The organism is Flavobacterium pedocola (genome assembly GCF_053764385.1).
On the sequence record NZ_JBSNCR010000003.1, the window covers coordinates 434,972 to 453,161 of the forward strand.

Genomic DNA, 18,190 nt, shown 5'->3' on the forward strand with positions numbered 1-18,190 from the left:
ATGAGACATAAATTATACATCCTATTATATTTATTACCTACTTCCTTACTGGCGCAGATAGGAATAAACACAAACACCCCTCAGGAATCGGTGCATGTCGCCGGTGCCACATCTACCATACGTGTGGAAGGTTTAAATGCCGTGAACAATACCGCCAACTTAGGTGCCGGAAACTCTACAAGGGTTTATGTGGACGCTGACGGGGATTTGGTATTGGGAGCCGCTACAAACAATATCCAGGTGCTTTTCAATCCTTTTAATTATTTAAGCGATCCTCAGGATACCGGAGGAGCAGATGCTAATGTAGTGAACCAGACCGGTACGGGTTCCGGATATACCGTAGCCGGATGGCCCAGACAAACAGGACCGGGATTAGACACTTTTACCTTAACAAGAAATGCCATAGTGGAAATTAACTATTCGCTTTCCTGGGAAATTGAAAAATCAGGAGTTCCTGTTGACGATCAGCATGCGAGGGTTGTACAAACATTAATGTATTTAAGACAAGGCGGCCCTGCAGGACCGATAGTAACCACAGACTTAGACGGTGTTCCCTTAACCATTGGATTTGCATTAGGCTTAAACGGACAAATGTATACCTGTGGTTCCATGAGTGGCGCCAACCGATTTGGCTTCAACACCGGTACGGATTATGTAAAATTAGGACCTGGCACTTATACCCCAATGTTTGCTGCGCAATTAGCAGTTGGAAACACCGGTGGTACCGGAGCCGTAAAAATGTTTTTGGGCGGAGGACAGGACGAAGTTCAGATTATCGCTCACTACTATAATTAATATAAAATACTGAATATTCTTTAAAGCAGCCTTAGGGCTGCTTTTTTTTGCCCTAAAGCGATGTGATAAAATTATAGGAAATATCCTTAAAATATTTAAAAGCGGTATTTTTTAAAGTATTACAACAAATAACAATAATTATCCCCATTAAAATAAATTCTGGTTATAATTCTATGAAAAGAACCAAAAACAAACTCTTTATAACTCAAAAACCACCTATTGTTATATTTATGCATAGTAAATGATAATTTTTTAACCTTTTCCTTATTTTACTGATGTTTTTATAACACTGAGGCAACATTGTTATTATATTACTATTATTTTAAATATTTTTTTGAAAACTACGCAACCATTTGATTAAAAACACATCTTACTATTAAAAGCCCCCTTTTTTATTACATGATTTATTAACCCTAAAAATCAAAGAGCATGAGAAACGCCTACTTATTACCCGCATTGCTCCTTTGTTACTTCCTTCAAGCCCAAACGGCCGCTGTGGGAATAGGAACAACAAACCCACAAGAAAAGCTGCATTTAGCAAAAAGCGTTGGGACATTACGCGTTGAGAGTCTAGACAAAGACAACAACGAGTACAATGGTGGAAACATCAACCCAAGCGCAACTTTCCCGCTTTATGTAGACAGTAACGGCATACTAACCTTAAAGCTGGACACTTTTATGAACAGCGACGGAAGTGATGCTATCGACCACACCACGATTCCAACCTCCAACATCAGACTTACTACTGGTGATGCCGACGGAAAAGTTGAAGCCACATTTTTCACTTACAACATCACCGTAACAAGACCGACCATTTTAGAAGTTAAATACAGTGTTAGCTTCGAAACCTGGTTAACTGACGCCCCTGTATTAACAAGAGTCAGAGATGGGGGCGCAAGACGCATATCCACATATTACACATTAGACAATTTAACTAGAAAGTACGGACAAGCTTCAAAATGTTATATGAACAATAACATTAACAACCCGGCACCGTACCTTGCAAGCGATAGATTATCAGCGGTTGGTCCGTTGTATAATTCTAGTACGACCTATATTCAGCTTAACCCTGGTGCACATGTGATCAAATTTAAAGCTGAAGTATCCTCCAATCTACCTTCTCAATCGACATTTGTGAGAATGGCAATTGATACCGATTCTGTATTCATGAGACTTTATTAAAATGAACAGCCATGAAAAAATTGCTACTTACACTAATAGCTATTCCTGCCGTGATGAATGCACAGGTTGGAATCGGGACTAACAACCCTTTATCAGATCTTCATGTTGCCGGAACTAATTCTACTATCAGAATTGAAAGCCAAAGCGCTGCTAATTACCCACAATTCAATGACGGTATCAAACCAGCCCATGCTTTTGTTACCGACAAAGGAGATGTAACAATTAACCCTTCCACCAATAACGGTCTTGGCCCAAATGGAAGTATTGCACCTATCAATTTCTTATTGACACTGCAAAACTTTATGCCGGACGGTCCATTGGGAAGAGGAACCATCATCAACAACAACTTGTTAACAACCAATGCCAGCGGTTTAATTTCAACAGTACCCTTTACTTCTCCATCCACTGCTTTAATTGAAGTAAAATACAGCATTACTGCCTTATTATCCAGAACAGATTTAAACGTTGCGTTAACCCCCTTTAATGATATTTCTGTACGAGTAATTAAATTTTACTTCTGCATTGATATCAATAACGACGGATTGGACGCTGTGGAATTATCTAAAAAATACGGCCTTAATGCTCAAGCTTACTCTTCAGGGGATCAGGGAATTTTAGGTTACTCCTACACCAATGGTCACGGGTACACAACAATTCCGGCCGGCAACCACTCCTTAAAGTTTTTTGCTGAAATTAATGATGGTCTTACCAAATTTACAAGCGTAGGCTTTGGCGGCGAACATGATTTATTACGTATTAGAATTTACAATTAAACCTGACACTATGAAAAACTATACTTACTTACTAATAGCCTTGATTCCTTTTGGCCTATTTGCACAGGTTGGAATCCACACCACCAATCCGCAACAGGGTTTACATGTTGGCGGCGGCACTTCTACCGTAAGAGTAGACGGTTTAAGTTATCCTAATAACCCAAACAATTTAGGACCGGGAAACACCACAAGGGTTTTCGTAGATGCCGACGGTGATTTAGTCCTAGGGACCCGGGAAAACAACATCGCTATTCTTTTTGATTCCGAAAACTACATCCGTGACGAACGCGAACCCAACATCAATGGGATCACACAGCACGGTTACGGAGACGGTTATACTTTTGCAGGGATTCCGAGAGACATTCCAAACTCAACTTTCACCTTAACTGAACCGGCTATCATCGAAATCAATTATTCCGTGTCCTGGAACATTGAAAAGAATGCCAATCAAAGGGTGAACGACGGCCATGCACGCATTATTCAAACCTTAATGTATTTCAGAAAAGACGATTATATGGGCCCTGTTGTTACCACGGATTTAGATGGTAACACCATTGGCGGCCATTTTGAAATAGACTCTGGAACTTCAACTATTGGAGGCGGTCTTGGCCTTACCGGTCAGTATTACAACAACCACGAATTACTTAGAGGAGAAACCGAAAACTTTCACAATACCGGTACCGATTATGTAAAATTACCAGCCGGAACTTATTGCCCGATGTTTACCGCGCAATTAGCCGTTTCGGACACTAACGGTTCAGGAGCAATGAAAATGTATCTGGGCTCTGCAAACGACGAAGTTCAGATTATAGCGCACTACTTCCATTAATAAAAATAAAAAAACGACCAAAAAGGTCGTTTTTTTATTTAAAGGCTCTTCTCTAATAAATATTTCTTAGGAGTGGTGCCGAATTTCTTTTTAAAAGCGGCAATAAAATGGCTTGCCGTACTGTACCCTATTTTCAGCCCCACTTCGTTTACATTGTAAGAACCTGAGTCCAGTAAGCGGCGTGCATGTTCCATTTTATAATCAAACAGAAACCCGTACACCGTATCGCCATAGATCTGTTTGAACCCCATTTTCAGTTTTTTCAGGTTTAAACCAACCTGATCTGCCAATTCCTGTAAACCGGGCGGTTCGGCCATGTGTGCGATTACAATTTCTTTGGCTTTTTTGAGTTTCTGCACATTTTCCTCATCAATTAAAAACGGACACTGCTCGGCATTGGGATCTTCGTTACGGTTGAAAAACAAACTCAGCAGTTCATAACCTTTGCCTTTGTAATACATGTTTTTTATCGACGGATTCAGCGAATAATGAAACATCTGATTCAGTACAATGGCCATGGACGGGCTGATGTTCTCTTCCCCATAATATTTCTTGCCCTTGTTCTCATCGCTCAAAAACGGAATATGTTCGGCCTGTTCTGAAAACAAACCGTGGAATTTCTTGATCGAAACCAAAACGGTAATCACCCAGGATTTTGGGGCAATTTCCATCTGAAGCGGCAATTCTTTTTGCGGATTGTACAACAAAAGCGATTTTTCTTCATTCAGATCCAAGGCATAATTTCCTTGGTTGAAAATGAATTTCGCACTGCCTTTCAACCCGAAATGAAACTGGATCAAACCCGTATGCACCTGACGTTCAAAGCGAACCGTTTCCTCAGCATCATTCTGAAAACGCAATAAGATAAAATCCTCTTCAATTTTTATTTCTTCCGTAGAACCCATAGCGGTATTTTTTCGTATATATCTTTAAATCAAAATCAGATAATTATTTAGAATCGCTCTAAATAAAAAGGTTCTGAAGGCTTGATTTTCATACAAATTTAAGAGAAATAACGCTCAAAAGTCAAAATCGCCAAAAAATATCCCTGAGCGACATAAAAAGAACTTCCAGCGTTATTTTTATAAAAGTGTAGGTAGTACTTTTGTTGAACTTTAAGGATAAAGTGAAGAGAATGGAAAATAATACACTGTCAAAGCCTGCTTCGTTCTATGTTGTTGGATTGAGTTATAAGAAAGCAGACGCCGAGATCAGAGGTAAATTCAGTTTGGATTCCGAAGCGAAAGCCCGACTGTTACAACAAGCTAAAACGAATGAAATCGACAGCTTATTGGTTACCTCCACCTGTAATCGTACTGAAATTTACGGTTTTGCCCAGCACCCGTTTCAGTTGATTAAATTACTTTGTGACAATTCCCAGGGCACTTTGGAAGATTTCCAACAGGTAGCCTATGTACATAAAAACGCGGAAGCCATCCACCACATGTTCCGTGTGGGAACCGGATTGGACAGCCAGATTTTAGGCGATTTCGAAATCATCAGCCAGATCAAAACCAGTTTTATCGAAAGTAAAAGTGCGGATTTGGCCAACAATTACATGGAACGTCTGACCAATGCCGTCATTCAGGCCAGCAAACGTATCAAGAACGAAACGGAAATTTCTTCAGGGGCCACTTCGGTTTCTTTTGCCGCGGTTCAGTACATCATGCGCAACGTGGAAGACATTTCCAATAAAAACATTTTGCTTTTCGGAACCGGGAAAATCGGAAGAAATACTTGTGAAAACCTGGTAAAACATACCAAAAATGATCACATTACCTTAATCAACAGAACTAAGGATAAAGCGGAAAAAATTGCCGGTAAATTCAACTTAATCGTAAAAGATTATGCCGATTTACAACTGGAAATCCAGAAAGCAGACGTTTTAGTGGTGGCTACCGGTGCGCAGAACCCAACTATTGACAAAGCGATATTAAACCTTAAAAAGCCTTTGCTAATTCTGGATTTATCGATTCCGAAAAATGTTAACGAAAACGTGCAGGAGTTAGAGAACGTAACGTTGGTACACATGGATCACTTATCGCAGATGACCGACGAAACGCTGGAAAACCGTAAAAAACACATTCCGGCTGCCGAAGCGATAATCGAAGAAATCAAAGATGAATTCATCAGCTGGACCAAGGCGCGAAAATTTGCACCGACCATCCATGCCCTGAAGGAAAAACTGAATACCATCAAGGACAAAGAATTAACGACCCAGCGCAAAAAAATAAGCAATTTTGACGAGGAGCAGGCTGAAATCATCAGCAACCGCATCATTCAGAAAATCACAAACCATTTTGCCAATCATCTGAAAGACGACAACACCATGGTAGACGAAAGCATCCAGTGGATCGAGAAAATCTTCCAGATAGAAACCGTAAAAAATGACTAAAACCATACGCATCGGGACCCGTGACAGCGAATTGGCGCTTTGGCAGGCACACACTGTTCAGCACCAGTTACAACAACTTGGGTATTCCACGGAAATAGTAGCCGTAAAATCTACCGGCGACATCATCTTAGACATACCGTTATACGAATTGGGCATCACCGGTATTTTTACCAAAACCCTGGATGCTGCCATGATTTCAGGAAAAATAGATATTGCGGTACACTCCATGAAAGACGTACCGACCGCTTTACCCCAGGGTATTGTGCAAGCCGCTGTTTTAGAACGTGCCAATGTTCTTGACATTCTGGTTCATAAAGGAAATACAGATTTTCTAAACGGAGAAGGAACCGTAGCTACCGGAAGTTTACGCCGCCAGGCACAATGGCTGAATAAATATCCGAATCACACCGTTGTGGACTTACGCGGAAATGTGAACACCCGCATGCAGAAATTACAGGAAAACGACTGGAGCGGAGCAGTTTTCGCAGCCGCAGGACTGGAACGCATCAACCTGAAACCCGAAACTTATATTGATCTGGACTGGATGATCCCGGCTCCGGCACAAGGTGCGATGATGGTCGTGGCGATGGAACAGGACGAATTCGCTTTAGAGGCATTAAGCCAGCTGAACCATATCGAAACGGAAATCTGTACGTATATCGAGCGTCAGTTTTTGAGAACGCTGGAAGGAGGCTGTACGGCGCCTATCGGAGCTTTGGCTACTTATGACGAAGAAAACGACACACTTCATTTTCAAGGCGTTTTGTTCTCCATCGACGGACAACAAAAAATCGAAATCGACAAAACGGTCGATATTGCCGAATGGAAAAAATTAGGCTTCCATTCCGCACAGGAAATTTTAAATAACGGCGGAAACGAACTGATGGCCGATATTAAATCGAAGTTGAAAAAATAATGAGTGCCCCTATTCGCATACTGTCAACAAAAAAACTGTTGGCCAATCAGAAACAATACTTACTGAATGCCGGATTTTCTGTGGTGGAAGCGGATTTCATCACTACAAAGCCGGTTGCCTTCGATGTAAAAAACACCCACGACACTTTGATTTTCAGCAGCCAGAATGGTGTTGAAAGCGTTTTACAACATCCGAAAGTTTCGGAATTGAAAGCGAAAGACGTTTTTTGCGTAGGCTTAAAAACCAAAGCGCTGTTAGAGGCAAACGGGTTCAATGTAGTAGCGCATACTGGCTATGCCGAAGATTTGGCGGAGATCATCACGTTGATATATTCGAACAACAAATACACTTTTTTCAGTGGCAATTTGCGTCGCGATACCTTACCGGAAGCCTTAACCGAGGCCGGTGTGGTTTTCAACGAAATCAACGTATATGAAACCGTATTAACCCCACAAAAGATCGACAGCAAACCGGACGGGATTTTATTTTTCAGTCCGTCTGGGGTGGAAAGTTATCTGAAACAGCATAAAATTACCAAGGAAATCGCCTTTTGCATCGGGGAAACTACCGCCAATGCCGCCGCAATTTCAGGTATAAAAAATATCGTAATCGCGAATCAACCCACCATTGAAAACACGATTATACAATGTATCAATGAATTTAAATAGCAGCAGTTCTTTTTAGGATTCCTAAACTGTAAACTGTGACTGCAAACTGTAAACTATGTTAAAGAACGACTTATTTCTAAGAGCTTTAAAAGGAGAAAACGTAGAACGCCCACCGGTGTGGATGATGCGTCAGGCGGGAAGATATTTACCAGAATTCCGTGCCTTGCGCGACAAATATGACTTCTTCACCCGTTGCGAAACCCCGGAACTGGCAGCTGAAATCACTGTACAACCCATCCGTATCGTAAAACCGGATGCGGCCATTTTATTCTCTGATATTTTGGTAGTACCAAGAGCGATGGGCATCCACGTGGAACTGAAAGACAATTTAGGACCAATCATTCCGGATCCGATCCGTTCGATGGAGCAGGTGGAAAAAGTATTTATCCCGAACATTGAAGAAAGTTTAGGCTACGTAATGGATGCCATCAAACTGACCAAAGAAATGCTGAACGACGAAGTACCGTTGATTGGTTTTGCCGGATCTCCTTGGACAATTTTCTGTTATGCCGTGGAAGGAAAAGGTTCTAAAAGTTTTGATACCGCGAAAGGCTTCTGCTTTTCAAACCCGGTTGCCGCACATACGCTATTGCAGAAAATTACCGACACCACCATCTTATATTTAAAAGAAAAAGTAAAAGCGGGTGTAAACGCCGTGCAGATTTTTGATTCTTGGGGCGGAATGCTGTCCCCTGTAGATTATCAGGAATTCTCATGGAAATACATCAACCAGATTGTGGAAGCGTTAGCGGAAGACACGGAAGTTATCGTTTTCGGAAAAGGCTGTTGGTTTGCCCTGAATGATATGGCGAAATCGAAAGCATCTGCATTGGGTGTGGACTGGACGTGTTCGGCAAGAAATGCCCGTTACTTAACCGGCGGCAACATCACGTTACAAGGAAACTTTGACCCGAGCCGTTTGTTATCACCTATCCCAACCATCAAGAAAATGGTACACGAAATGATCGACGAATTCGGGAAAGACAAATACATCGTAAACTTAGGCCACGGGATTTTACCGAACATTCCGGTGGATCATGCCAAAGCGTTTGTGGAAGCGGTGAAGGAATATCAAAAATAGTTCACAGTCTTAGTATTCAGTTAGTAACTATGAGAAAAAAAATTCTTCCCTTTCTGCTTTTAAGTTTTTTGACGGGCTTCAATTGTATTGGTTATGGGCAAAGCATGGAAAAAGACAGTCTGAAAATCCAGGGTTATATCGGCAAAAATAACAGCGCACCTTCCGTTTTAAGAATCACGGATAAAGACAAAGTGGAACAAATTGATGCCTATATAACTAAAAAACTGGCAATCAAAACAAAAAAAGAAGCGGAAGAAAAAGCAAAATACGATGCCGCCATTGGCCGACGTTATATGCATGGCGACAAGTCCGTTATTCCTACTGTTGTTCAGATTCTCGAAAGTAAAAACAAAGAGAGCATCGGGAATTTGTTTGATGAAATGGAAAGAAACTACAAGGAAATTAAAACGCCATTTCAGCTTGACCCGCCTGTTAAAGATGCTATTTTTAAACTTATAAGTAATAAAGAACTTGAATATTCCGTCATTCAATATTTAGGTTACAACAATATTGAAGGCCATATTGTTTTGTTTGAAGACAGACTGATTTCTGGAAAATCCACAGATAACGAAAGGCTTTTTTATTGGTTAGGACAAGAGGCTAAAAGCGATAAAGCTATAGCGTATGTTATCAAGCTGTTCCAAAACGGTAACGCCTCAAGTGACTTATCCTGGACAAAAGACGGAATCTCTAATTATATGGTAGACGGTTCTGAAAACGTAAAAAAGAAAATCTTAACTCTGGCTTACGATTATATCGACAAAAACCCTATAAAAAGAGACGATTTCAAAAAACCAAAAGAGGAAAATCTTTATTCCGCTTATGTTTTGAAACTTTTTTTAGCCGAAATAATAGTTGAAAACGGAGACGGCGAAAGAGCGAAGAAAATCATTTCCTCTTTAGAGCAGTTAATACAAAATGAACCGGGCGAGGAGAGCACAAAAAAGGAATTGCTTAAAGGAATTGATCTGTTTAAACTACGTTACAAAAGCGATCCGGAAAAAGCCGAAGCAATAAAAACTTTTCTAAACGATGGTGCGCTTTATTTTGAAGCCCTGGAGACCATAAAAAAAGACAAATTCCTCTCCGATCATGAAAACACAAGAAACCTTGTTCTCACTAACTTTGAAAATTTAGGATTACGCGAGGGTTCTGATTACCAAAGGCTGATCGGTTTTTACAAAGGCAGCACGAAACCCTACTTTTACAATTTAGTTGATAAAAACATTAAGGCCGAACCCTTGAAAATAAGGCTGAAAAAGGAATTTGACATCGACAACAAGACCTTTGAGGAACTCAATACGGATCTCCACATGATGGGAATCATTGACAAACCTATATCGAAAGAACAAATTGCTGAATACCAAAAGAATGAATTTGCCGATGAAAATCTAAATTCAATTTACACTTGTCTGGAAATTGCCAAAGTCTGTGTGAATTTCGATATGGAAGCCAGTACAATCCCGGTTGATTACGATGACCTTTTAAGCAGTTTTGCAGCCAATTCCAAAAATAAAATTTCTGGCCTTAAATCCTATCTGCAATTCAAATGGGTGGAGTCGGAAGAAAAAGGGCATTACCAATTTCTGGTTAGCTATAAAGACAACTGTTATATCATGATTCCGGAAGATTCCGGCGACTGGTACGACATGGAAACGTTCAGCAAATTGTTAGACTTAATAGTTGCGGACACCAATATCCAAGAGAATTTCTATTGGGTGAACACTGGGGACCAGACCGCTTTTTACCTCTTCGGTGAAAAAGAAAAAATTAACCTGCTGAAAGAAAAATACAACCTTGAGTATAATGATGAAGAGGATTCAGATCTAAACTTCGATGAAAATGAAGAATAAATTCTACCAATACATCCAAACCCTGCAAGACCAAATCTGTAAAGGATTGGAAGACATGGACGGCCAGGCGAAATTCCGTCAGGATATCTGGGAACGTCCCGAAGGCGGCGGCGGAAGAACCCGAGTGATTGAAAACGGAAACGTTTTTGAAAAAGGCGGTGTGAACATTTCGGCGGTGCACGGCGCGTTACCGGTAGCCATGCAAACCTATTTTGGCGTAGGTGAAGTCGATTTTTTTGCCTGTGGACTGAGTTTGGTGATCCATCCGAAAAACCCAATGGTCCCGACCGTACATGCCAACTGGCGTTATTTCGAAATGTACGACAAAGAAGGCAATATCGTGAACCAATGGTTTGGCGGCGGACAGGATTTAACGCCGTATTATCTGTTTGAAGAAGATGCACAACACTTCCATCAAACCTGTAAAAAAGCCTGCGACAAACACAATCCGGACTTCTATCCAAGGTTTAAAAAACAATGCGATGAGTATTTCTGGAACGCCCACCGTGATGAAGCCCGAGGCATTGGCGGTTTGTTTTTCGACCATTGCAAAGCCACTGAGGAAATGACTATGGAAAACTGGTACGATTTCGTAACCGAAGTAGGTAACAGTTTCTTATCGGCCTATTTACCGATAGTGGAAAAAAGAAAAGCCATACCGTATTCCGAAGCCAACCGTACGTGGCAGGAAATCCGTCGCGGACGTTATGTGGAATTCAATCTGGTACACGACAAAGGCACCTTATTCGGCTTAAAAACCAACGGAAGAATCGAATCCATCCTGATGAGTTTACCGCCGCACGTACAGTGGGTATACGACCATCATCCGGAAGCAGGAAGCCCGGAAGAAAAATTAATCAACGTATTAGCCAACCCTGTCCAATGGGTATAAAAAAACGCCGCATTTAAGTGCGGCGTTTTTAATTTCATTCCATTACTTCAGATACGTAAAGAAATCCAAAGCTTGTAAAATGATATTTTGATCGGAGAAATTCGAGTTTAGTTCTATTTCAAATTTCATCTTGTTCTCTTTCAGTTTTTTGGAAGATTTGAACTGTAAATTTTTAAACTGATTGCTGATTTTGGCCATTTTATCGGCTTCTTTCTGGGAACCTTCAGCGGTCATCAACTGGTTTACCAATTCGGCAATGTTCAGATTTCCTGATAAAGAATTTTTAGCCATCACTTTTTTAACCTTTGAAGCGAAATCGGATTTCGATCCGTTGGTCAGGTATTTCATTCCATTGGTCACAACAAACGTATCCCCTTCTTTAAACAATACTACTGAACCTAATTGTGCAGTCCCTTTCTGGATTACATAATAGTTGTTTTCCTGAACCAATGCTTTTTTACGCACACCTAAATTCAGGATTTTAGTAAGCATCGTAGGATGTGTAGAGGTCATCACCATGGAAAAAACCGGTCTTGATTTACGCACTGTTTTTTCTTCGGTCACCTCATCGTAGTTTTCATCGTAGGTTGTCAATTGGACTTTTTCCGAGTAGGACTCAACGGTATGCAAAAACAAAGACAAGTCGCCATCAAAAAGGGTTGCCGTGGCTTCCTCGTCGATTAGGGTGCTGAACAAATCCGTAATAATTTCGGAATCCGGTTTTTCAATCGGTAAACTTGCCAGCGCATTTTCTATCAGTTTCGGATAATTTTTAAGCATTTCTTCCGTATTGAAATGATAGGACATGTACCCCAACGGTTCTTCACTTGGGAAATGCTTAAAGATATTTTTATTGGGTTTTCCGGAAAGTGTTTTACCCACGATTTTAGCCAGTGCCTCGGAATATTCTACCGTTTGCTCGATTCGGGCTTTGTCATTTTCAAAATAGAAGTCACAATTCATGCCTTTCATATCGTACTCTGATTCATACGACTGCGTCGAAGGCATCATTCGGAACATGCTGCTGAGACCTCTCATTTTCCCGGAAACCGACTGGTAATTCAGCCAGGCCGAAATATCAGCCTTACCGTTAACCTTATCGGAAACCGGCATCACGAAACCGTCTTCAAATAAAAGCGCTATCTGTGCTTCCTGCTTCGCCTGCTTTTCAATGCGTTCCAGTTCACGTTGTTTTTTTAATTCTTCGTTCCACTTTGTCAGGTATTCTTCATTGTACGTCTCATCTTCTTCCTCTTCTTCGTCTTCATCCTCATCATTATCCTCATCATCTGCTGCCGCAACTTTAACAGTATCCTCTTCTTCTGCTACTACCGGCGCTTCTTCTACAACTTCTACAACTTCTTCTGCATACTCTTCAACTACTGCCGTTGAGTCCACTACAAGTTCTTCAACAGCCAAAGTTTCCATTGGAAACCTCTTGTTGTTTGAATTTAAAATACCGTAAACGATTAGATTGTTTTTATTCCAGGCCAGCGTATATGTATCGCTTTTAGGGGAATACACCTGGTATTTCGGATAACCTTTAATCGTTTCAATAATTGTATCCTTTGTTTTTCCTTCCGCTATTTTCTGCTGAACAAAGGCAGTCATGCCCTTATCATTAACCAAAGGCAATGAAATCTGATAATACGGTATACTGTCGGTGAAATTCCCGTGAATAGTTACTGGTTTTGTTTTGTCTATTAACGACATAAACTCGCTCAGTTTTAACTTGGACTCTTCCTGATTGAAAGTCTTAAACACTTTGTGGTTGAACAAACTGTCCAGATTGGCTTTTTTAGCAAACTGCTGCGTGTTGAACTGTACAAAATAATCGTAATTCTTTTTCTTTCCCTGTCCGATAGCCAAGACAGGAAGCATTAAAAATAAATAAAAGTACTTCTTCATAATTTAAGGGGTAAAACTTATGGAATTGTTCATCAGTTTATTGTTATTTAAAACATTCCATATATTCTGCTTTAAAAACACTGTTTTTTTGGATTTTGAAAGTTTACAATTCGAATTCTGAACGGCAGCCACTTCTTTATCAAAAGTATAGACCGCAATGATATTCGCTTTTAACAAATCTTCCTTTTTATCGTTATTATTAGTCAGCTCTTTAGGAAAAGGATAAGACGCAATGCGTTCAAACTTACCGTCGCTCTCTTTAAAGTGGATGCTGTTGTTTTTCTTGTTTATACTGTTTAAAGCCTTATTCAACGCTTCTACAGAACTGTACGAAAAATGAATCTTGAAAATGTAATTGCTGAAATCGTGCGAGGTTGAAACCTTTGAAATGCCTTTGATTTTTAACGCCTCTGCTTTGAATTGTGCTAATCTGGATTTGATCTCCTCTTCATTGGGAATGGCAACACCGTCTACTTCCTGCAGCATAATGGCCGATTTCATTTTCAACCACGAATCGGAAAAATCAACCACCAGGCTATACTCCCCGGATTGGTCTTTATTGTGCTTGATTTTTTCAGTAATTTCAAAACAACCCGTAAGTAGAAAGAAAATACTTAATAACACCAATTTTTTCATGACGCAAAAATATGATATAATTAACACATAGTCATCATTTGCAATCAAAGATATTAAAGGGAAATCAGTATTTTTACACTCTCAATAACTGAATAAAAAATTATGTTCCCATTACACAGAGGCAGAAGATTACGCGTGAACGAAAGCATCCGCTCGTTGGTGCGTGAGACCAGTTTAAGTCCGGCCGATTTTATGTTCCCGATGTTTATTGCAGAAGGTGAAAACGTAAAGGTGGAAATCCCATCGATGCCAGGCATTTTCCGTCGTTCTTTAGATTTAACGGTGGAAGAAGTGAAAGAATTGTTCGCCTTGGGCATCCGCGCGGTGAACATTTATGTGAAAGTTAACGACGATTTAAAAGACAATACCGGAAAAGAAGCCTGGAATCCGAACGGCCTTATGCAACAGGCTATTCGCGCGATCAAAGCCGCTTGTCCGGAAATGATCGTAATGCCCGATGTAGCTCTGGATCCGTATTCCATTTACGGTCACGACGGAATCATCGAAAACGGTGACATTGAAAACGACAAAACCGTAGCCGCTTTAGTAAAAATGGCCGTTTCCCACGCACAGGCCGGAGCTGATTTCGTAGCCCCGAGCGACATGATGGACGGACGCGTGTTGCGTTTGCGCGAAGGTCTGGACGCAGCCGGTTTCCACAATGTGGGCATCATGAGTTATTCGGCGAAATATGCCTCGGCGTTTTACGGACCTTTCCGTGATGCTTTGGACAGTGCGCCAAAAGAAGCCGATGTGGTAGTCCCGAAAGATAAAAAAACCTACCAGATGGATTATGCCAATCGCATCGAGGCGATAAAAGAAGCCTTAATGGATGTGGAAGAAGGCGCCGATATGGTCATGGTAAAACCGGGAATCGCCTATTTGGATATCGTACGTGAAGTGAAAAATGCCGTGAATGTTCCGGTGACGGTTTTCCACGTTTCCGGAGAATATGCGATGATCAAGGCCGCTTCCGAAAGAGGCTGGCTGGATCACGATAAGATCATGATGGAACAACTGATGTGCATCAAACGTGCCGGAGCGAGTTTAATTTCTACCTATTTTGCCAAAGAAGCCGCTATTTTACTGAACCAGAAATAATGAAAAAGAATATTGTTGTGCTAGCTGTTCTTGCCCTGACAGCCTGCAAAAATGAAAAAGAAGAAAAGGCCGACTTATACCCCGAAGCCAAAAAATCCCCGGAAGAAATTGCGATGGCTTTAGGCAAGGAAGTTTTTGAAGGTAAAGGCATGTGCTATTCCTGTCACAAACCCAACCAGAAAGTCATTGGGCCAAGTGTGGCGGAAATTGCCAAAATCTACAAAGAAAAAGGTGCCAGTATTACTGATTTCCTCACCGAAAAAAGCGGCCCGATCGTAGACCCGACGCAGTACAGCGTAATGAAAACCAATTTCGCGATCACCAAAAACCTCCCGGAAGCAGAACTGAAAGCACTCGAAGTGTATATTCACAGTTTTTCTAAATAAAATACAAAAGTCGTCTTCGGATGACTTTTTTGTTTTACAAAATGTAAAGTTTATTTGTCTTTTTGATAAATATATTTTACATTTGATCTACGCAATCAAAAAATCAATCTCATGAAAACGAACTTTTTATTTCCGAATGTCTGCAAAAAACCAAGTTTGGCCGTTTTAATACTTTCCTGTATCGGGCTGGTTTTTGTACTGAACTTTAACGATGACGAAACGGTACAACTTCAGGCAAAAGTGTTTGCCTTGTTTACCGATGCGGGTTTTAGCGCTACAAAGAGTTTCCAATGGATCCATAACAATATACTGGACGAAATTGTTATGGTGCTTTTTATTGTAAGCGGTTTGTTATTTGCCTTCTCCAAAGAAAAAATTGAAGATGAAATGGTTTCCAAAATCCGACTCGAAAGTTTGGTTTGGGCAACCTATGTAAACTATGCCGTTTTAGTCTTTTGTATAGTCTTTATTTATGGCCTGCCTTTTTTGAATGTGCTGCTGTACAACACCTTCACCTTACTGCTCTTTTTTATCATCCGTTTCCACTGGATGTTGTACAAAGCCACTAAATTTGCCGATCATGAAGAATAACCTCAAAATACAGCGCGCCATTGCCAACGTCACCCAAGCAGAACTAGCAGAAAAAATTGGGGTGAGCCGGCAAACCATCAACGCCATTGAAGCCGGGAAATTCGTGCCCTCCACGGTTCTCGCTTTGAAACTTTCCCGCTTGTTCGAAAAACCCGTAAACGAAATTTTCCAATTGGAAGACAGCGACTAATTCGCTATCTTTAGCAAATGGAAACTGTCTTTATCAATACACCGCTGGGTACCGCCAAAATCAAAGGTGATGAATTGGGCGTTTCGGTAATTTCGATTCTTCAGGAAGGCGAAATATCGAAAACCATTCCCGTGGAGTTGAAAGATGCGGTAAAGCAATTACAGGAATATTTCGAAGGAAAAAGGACCACGTTCAATTTCCCGATCAATCCCAAAGGCACCGAATTCCAGCAGAAGGTTTGGAAAGCACTTTTGGAAATTCCGTACGGCAAAACCACTTCGTATATGGATTTGTCCAAAAAACTGGGCGATGTGAAAGCCATCCGTGCCGTAGCTTCCGCCAATGGCAAAAACCCACTTTGGATTGTAGTGCCTTGCCACAGAGTTATTGGTTCCGATGGTTCGCTAACCGGATATGCGGGCGGTTTGTGGCGCAAGAAATGGCTGCTGGAACATGAGAATCCGTTGAAACAACAGAGTTTGTTTTAATTACGAATTACAAATTACGGCGAACTGTGAATTGTATAATTGAAAGATTGAAATTTGACTTATGTAGCACTGAATAAATCAACCTTATTCAATGCGATAAACCACAATTTTAGATTTTAATTCGTAATTCCCAATGAACTTACATTCCAAAAGTACTATGGTTTACCGTTTAGCCCCGATGGGAGTCTCGTTATTTATAACGAGATAGTGCGGACAACGGGAACAAGGTTTCCAAAAATTCCTAGACCATTCGCTCCAAAAAAATCAAAAACATAATCCTAATTTGTGTAAATTCGTGCCACTAGGTAAAATTTAAGACTATGACCTTCCTGAAAAAATTCCTGAAATGGTTCCTTATTGTTTTTGCGGGCATCATCATCCTGATGTATATTTTCGATGTGGATTATCTCCTGCGTGCGGTTAGGACGATTTATTTCCGCGGTTATACAACTGCCTTTTTGGACGATTACACCCATTTTCCGAATCGGGAAATCAAGAAAGGCGTGGGACAACCCTGGGCGATTGCCAAAGATTACAATTCCGTGCCGGCTACTGCAGCGCTGGACAAAGAACATAAAGAACTGGGCACCGTTGCCTACCTGATCATCAAAAACGACAGCATCTGGCATGAAAGCTATTTTGACGGTTATGGCAAAAATTCCAAATCGAATTCGTTTTCCATGGCCAAAAGTGTGGTTTCGGCTGCCTTAGGCAAAGCGATCATGGAAGGCAAAATCAAAAGTTTAGACCAAAAAGTAACCGACTTCTTTCCGGAACTCAAAGGACAATTTGCCAAAGAAGTAACCGTGGGTGATTTGTCGTCGATGGCATCAGGATTAAGTTGGGATGAGAAATATTACAGCCCGCTTTCCATCGTAACCCGAGCGTACTTCGACAACGATTTAAAGAAGGTGATTTTAGGGCTGGATATTAAAGAAAAACCAGGGCAATCTTTCAAATATTTAAGTGGCTCCACACAATTATTAGCCATGTGTATTGAAAAAGCCACCGGGGAATACCTGTCCGATTACGTTTCCAAAAGTTTCTGGCAACCCATGGGCGCGGAAAATGAAGCGCTTTGGCAACTGGATCATGCGCCGGACGGCATTGAAAAAGCTTATTGCTGCATTGCCAGTAACGCCCGTGATTTTGCCCGCTTCGGAAAACTGTACAACCAACATGGAAAATGGAACGGCAAGCAGATTTTAGATAGTGCTTTCGTAGCCAAATCGATTACACCAAGATTTCCGGAGAGCCCGCAATACGGCTACGGCTTCTGGCTTCATAAAATCAACGGAAAGGAATTGTTCTACATGCGCGGTCATTTAGGGCAATTTGTAATTGTTGTGCCGGAAGACAACCTTATTATTGTTCGTTTAGGACACATAAAAGGCCTGCAAACCGAGACCGATCCACACAGTAACGATTTGTACGTATACTTTAACGAAGCCTACAAAATGTTAGAAAAACGGAAAAAATAATTTTTATTTGTAACACAATCTTTTA

The 18,190-nt window shown here is 40.9% G+C and carries 19 protein-coding genes; 16 read left to right on the forward strand and 3 right to left on the reverse strand.

The features are described 5' to 3' along the window. From ACWPKD_RS08995 to ACWPKD_RS09010, 4 genes are all read left to right on the forward strand, one after another. Positions 1–795, forward strand: coding sequence for a hypothetical protein (locus tag ACWPKD_RS08995; protein ID WP_455412346.1), 795 nt, complete (start codon positions 1–3; stop codon positions 793–795). 429 nt (positions 796–1,224) lie between these two features. Continuing rightward, the gene (locus tag ACWPKD_RS09000) at positions 1,225–1,977 is read left to right on the forward strand and encodes a hypothetical protein (RefSeq protein ID WP_455412347.1); all 753 of its coding nucleotides are present in this window, start codon (positions 1,225–1,227) and stop codon (positions 1,975–1,977) included. A gap of 11 nt (positions 1,978–1,988) precedes the next feature. Next, positions 1,989–2,750: a hypothetical protein gene (locus ACWPKD_RS09005; RefSeq protein ID WP_455412348.1), complete on the forward strand. Its 762-nt coding sequence runs from the start codon at positions 1,989–1,991 to the stop codon at positions 2,748–2,750. 10 nt (positions 2,751–2,760) lie between these two features. Then, complete coding sequence (locus ACWPKD_RS09010) at positions 2,761–3,579, forward strand: hypothetical protein (RefSeq protein WP_455412349.1); 819 nt, start codon at positions 2,761–2,763, stop codon at positions 3,577–3,579. Positions 3,580–3,617: 38 nt separating this feature from the next. Here ACWPKD_RS09010 and ACWPKD_RS09015 read toward each other — a convergent pair whose 3' ends face one another. Further along, positions 3,618–4,484 carry a helix-turn-helix transcriptional regulator gene (locus ACWPKD_RS09015; RefSeq protein WP_455412350.1) on the reverse strand — a complete coding sequence of 289 codons (867 nt, stop codon included), beginning with the start codon at positions 4,482–4,484 and terminating at the stop codon, positions 3,618–3,620. A 230-nt stretch (positions 4,485–4,714) separates the two neighbouring features. On the opposite strand from ACWPKD_RS09015, the gene hemA reads away from it, so the two are divergent. Genes hemA through hemF form a run of 6 tightly spaced genes read left to right on the forward strand, consistent with a single transcriptional unit; the run spans position 4,715 to position 11,384 of the window. Next, on the forward strand, positions 4,715–5,974 hold the full coding sequence (gene hemA / locus ACWPKD_RS09020; RefSeq protein ID WP_455412351.1) for a glutamyl-tRNA reductase: 1,260 nt from the start codon (positions 4,715–4,717) through the stop codon (positions 5,972–5,974). Beyond that, positions 5,967–6,890, forward strand: coding sequence for a hydroxymethylbilane synthase (hemC, locus tag ACWPKD_RS09025; RefSeq protein WP_455412352.1), 924 nt, complete (start codon positions 5,967–5,969; stop codon positions 6,888–6,890). Before hemA ends, hemC begins: the two co-directional genes overlap by 8 nt. Continuing rightward, on the forward strand, positions 6,890–7,558 hold the full coding sequence (locus tag ACWPKD_RS09030; protein ID WP_455412353.1) for a uroporphyrinogen-III synthase: 669 nt from the start codon (positions 6,890–6,892) through the stop codon (positions 7,556–7,558). Before hemC ends, ACWPKD_RS09030 begins: the two co-directional genes overlap by 1 nt. A gap of 55 nt (positions 7,559–7,613) precedes the next feature. Further along, positions 7,614–8,639 (forward strand): uroporphyrinogen decarboxylase, encoded by a 1,026-nt coding sequence (gene hemE / locus ACWPKD_RS09035; protein ID WP_455412354.1) that lies wholly within the window; start codon positions 7,614–7,616, stop codon positions 8,637–8,639. Between the two features lie 29 nt (positions 8,640–8,668). Next, the gene (locus tag ACWPKD_RS09040) at positions 8,669–10,492 is read left to right on the forward strand and encodes a hypothetical protein (protein WP_455412355.1); all 1,824 of its coding nucleotides are present in this window, start codon (positions 8,669–8,671) and stop codon (positions 10,490–10,492) included. After that, positions 10,482–11,384, forward strand: a complete 903-nt coding sequence (gene hemF, locus ACWPKD_RS09045; RefSeq protein WP_455412356.1) for an oxygen-dependent coproporphyrinogen oxidase — start codon at positions 10,482–10,484, stop codon at positions 11,382–11,384. Before ACWPKD_RS09040 ends, hemF begins: the two co-directional genes overlap by 11 nt. 42 nt (positions 11,385–11,426) lie before the next feature. Here hemF and ACWPKD_RS09050 read toward each other — a convergent pair whose 3' ends face one another. Together ACWPKD_RS09050 and ACWPKD_RS09055 are read right to left on the reverse strand one after the other, a co-directional pair. Then, a complete protein-coding gene (locus tag ACWPKD_RS09050; RefSeq protein ID WP_455412357.1) occupies positions 11,427–13,292 on the reverse strand; it encodes a hypothetical protein in 1,866 nt (621 codons plus the stop codon). Between the two features lie 3 nt (positions 13,293–13,295). After that, positions 13,296–13,928, reverse strand: coding sequence for a hypothetical protein (locus tag ACWPKD_RS09055; RefSeq protein WP_455412358.1), 633 nt, complete (start codon positions 13,926–13,928; stop codon positions 13,296–13,298). 102 nt (positions 13,929–14,030) lie between these two features. Between ACWPKD_RS09055 and hemB the strand changes: the two genes are divergently transcribed. The 6 genes from hemB to ACWPKD_RS09085 all read left to right on the forward strand — a co-directional run bounded on the left by hemB (position 14,031) and on the right by ACWPKD_RS09085 (position 18,165). Beyond that, entirely contained in the window at positions 14,031–15,029 is a 999-nt protein-coding gene (hemB, locus tag ACWPKD_RS09060) for a porphobilinogen synthase (protein WP_455412359.1), read from the forward strand. Further along, on the forward strand, positions 15,029–15,415 hold the full coding sequence (locus ACWPKD_RS09065) for a c-type cytochrome (protein ID WP_455412360.1): 387 nt from the start codon (positions 15,029–15,031) through the stop codon (positions 15,413–15,415). The genes hemB and ACWPKD_RS09065 overlap by 1 nt, the downstream gene beginning before the upstream one ends. Before the next feature lie 111 nt (positions 15,416–15,526). Next, positions 15,527–16,006 carry a hypothetical protein gene (locus ACWPKD_RS09070; RefSeq protein WP_455412361.1) on the forward strand — a complete coding sequence of 160 codons (480 nt, stop codon included), beginning with the start codon at positions 15,527–15,529 and terminating at the stop codon, positions 16,004–16,006. Then, positions 15,996–16,196, forward strand: a complete 201-nt coding sequence (locus ACWPKD_RS09075) for a helix-turn-helix transcriptional regulator (RefSeq protein WP_455412362.1) — start codon at positions 15,996–15,998, stop codon at positions 16,194–16,196. Before ACWPKD_RS09070 ends, ACWPKD_RS09075 begins: the two co-directional genes overlap by 11 nt. A 17-nt stretch (positions 16,197–16,213) precedes the next feature. Continuing rightward, a complete protein-coding gene (locus ACWPKD_RS09080; RefSeq protein ID WP_455412363.1) occupies positions 16,214–16,684 on the forward strand; it encodes a methylated-DNA--[protein]-cysteine S-methyltransferase in 471 nt (156 codons plus the stop codon). Between the two features lie 320 nt (positions 16,685–17,004). After that, entirely contained in the window at positions 17,005–18,165 is a 1,161-nt protein-coding gene (locus ACWPKD_RS09085) for a serine hydrolase domain-containing protein (RefSeq protein ID WP_455412364.1), read from the forward strand. The last annotated feature ends 25 nt before the right edge of the window (positions 18,166–18,190 follow it).

Excerpts from the sequence above, each read along its gene's own strand:
- ACWPKD_RS09010 (WP_455412349.1), top strand. The coding sequence starts at position 2,761 with ATGAAAAACTATACTTACTTACTAATAGCCTTGATTCCTTTTGGCCTA.
- hemB (WP_455412359.1), top strand. The coding sequence starts at position 14,031 with ATGTTCCCATTACACAGAGGCAGAAGATTACGCGTGAACGAAAGCATC.
- ACWPKD_RS09015 (WP_455412350.1), bottom strand. The coding sequence starts at position 4,484 with ATGGGTTCTACGGAAGAAATAAAAATTGAAGAGGATTTTATCTTATTG.
- ACWPKD_RS09080 (WP_455412363.1), top strand. The coding sequence starts at position 16,214 with ATGGAAACTGTCTTTATCAATACACCGCTGGGTACCGCCAAAATCAAA.
- ACWPKD_RS09075 (WP_455412362.1), top strand. The coding sequence starts at position 15,996 with ATGAAGAATAACCTCAAAATACAGCGCGCCATTGCCAACGTCACCCAA.
- ACWPKD_RS09065 (WP_455412360.1), top strand. The coding sequence starts at position 15,029 with ATGAAAAAGAATATTGTTGTGCTAGCTGTTCTTGCCCTGACAGCCTGC.
- ACWPKD_RS09070 (WP_455412361.1), top strand. The coding sequence starts at position 15,527 with ATGAAAACGAACTTTTTATTTCCGAATGTCTGCAAAAAACCAAGTTTG.
- ACWPKD_RS09085 (WP_455412364.1), top strand. The coding sequence starts at position 17,005 with ATGACCTTCCTGAAAAAATTCCTGAAATGGTTCCTTATTGTTTTTGCG.
- ACWPKD_RS09030 (WP_455412353.1), top strand. The coding sequence starts at position 6,890 with ATGAGTGCCCCTATTCGCATACTGTCAACAAAAAAACTGTTGGCCAAT.
- hemE (WP_455412354.1), top strand. The coding sequence starts at position 7,614 with ATGTTAAAGAACGACTTATTTCTAAGAGCTTTAAAAGGAGAAAACGTA.
- ACWPKD_RS09055 (WP_455412358.1), bottom strand. The coding sequence starts at position 13,928 with ATGAAAAAATTGGTGTTATTAAGTATTTTCTTTCTACTTACGGGTTGT.
- ACWPKD_RS09005 (WP_455412348.1), top strand. The coding sequence starts at position 1,989 with ATGAAAAAATTGCTACTTACACTAATAGCTATTCCTGCCGTGATGAAT.
- ACWPKD_RS09040 (WP_455412355.1), top strand. The coding sequence starts at position 8,669 with ATGAGAAAAAAAATTCTTCCCTTTCTGCTTTTAAGTTTTTTGACGGGC.
- ACWPKD_RS09000 (WP_455412347.1), top strand. The coding sequence starts at position 1,225 with ATGAGAAACGCCTACTTATTACCCGCATTGCTCCTTTGTTACTTCCTT.
- ACWPKD_RS09050 (WP_455412357.1), bottom strand. The coding sequence starts at position 13,292 with ATGAAGAAGTACTTTTATTTATTTTTAATGCTTCCTGTCTTGGCTATC.
- ACWPKD_RS08995 (WP_455412346.1), top strand. The coding sequence starts at position 1 with ATGAGACATAAATTATACATCCTATTATATTTATTACCTACTTCCTTA.
- hemC (WP_455412352.1), top strand. The coding sequence starts at position 5,967 with ATGACTAAAACCATACGCATCGGGACCCGTGACAGCGAATTGGCGCTT.
- hemA (WP_455412351.1), top strand. The coding sequence starts at position 4,715 with ATGGAAAATAATACACTGTCAAAGCCTGCTTCGTTCTATGTTGTTGGA.
- hemF (WP_455412356.1), top strand. The coding sequence starts at position 10,482 with ATGAAGAATAAATTCTACCAATACATCCAAACCCTGCAAGACCAAATC.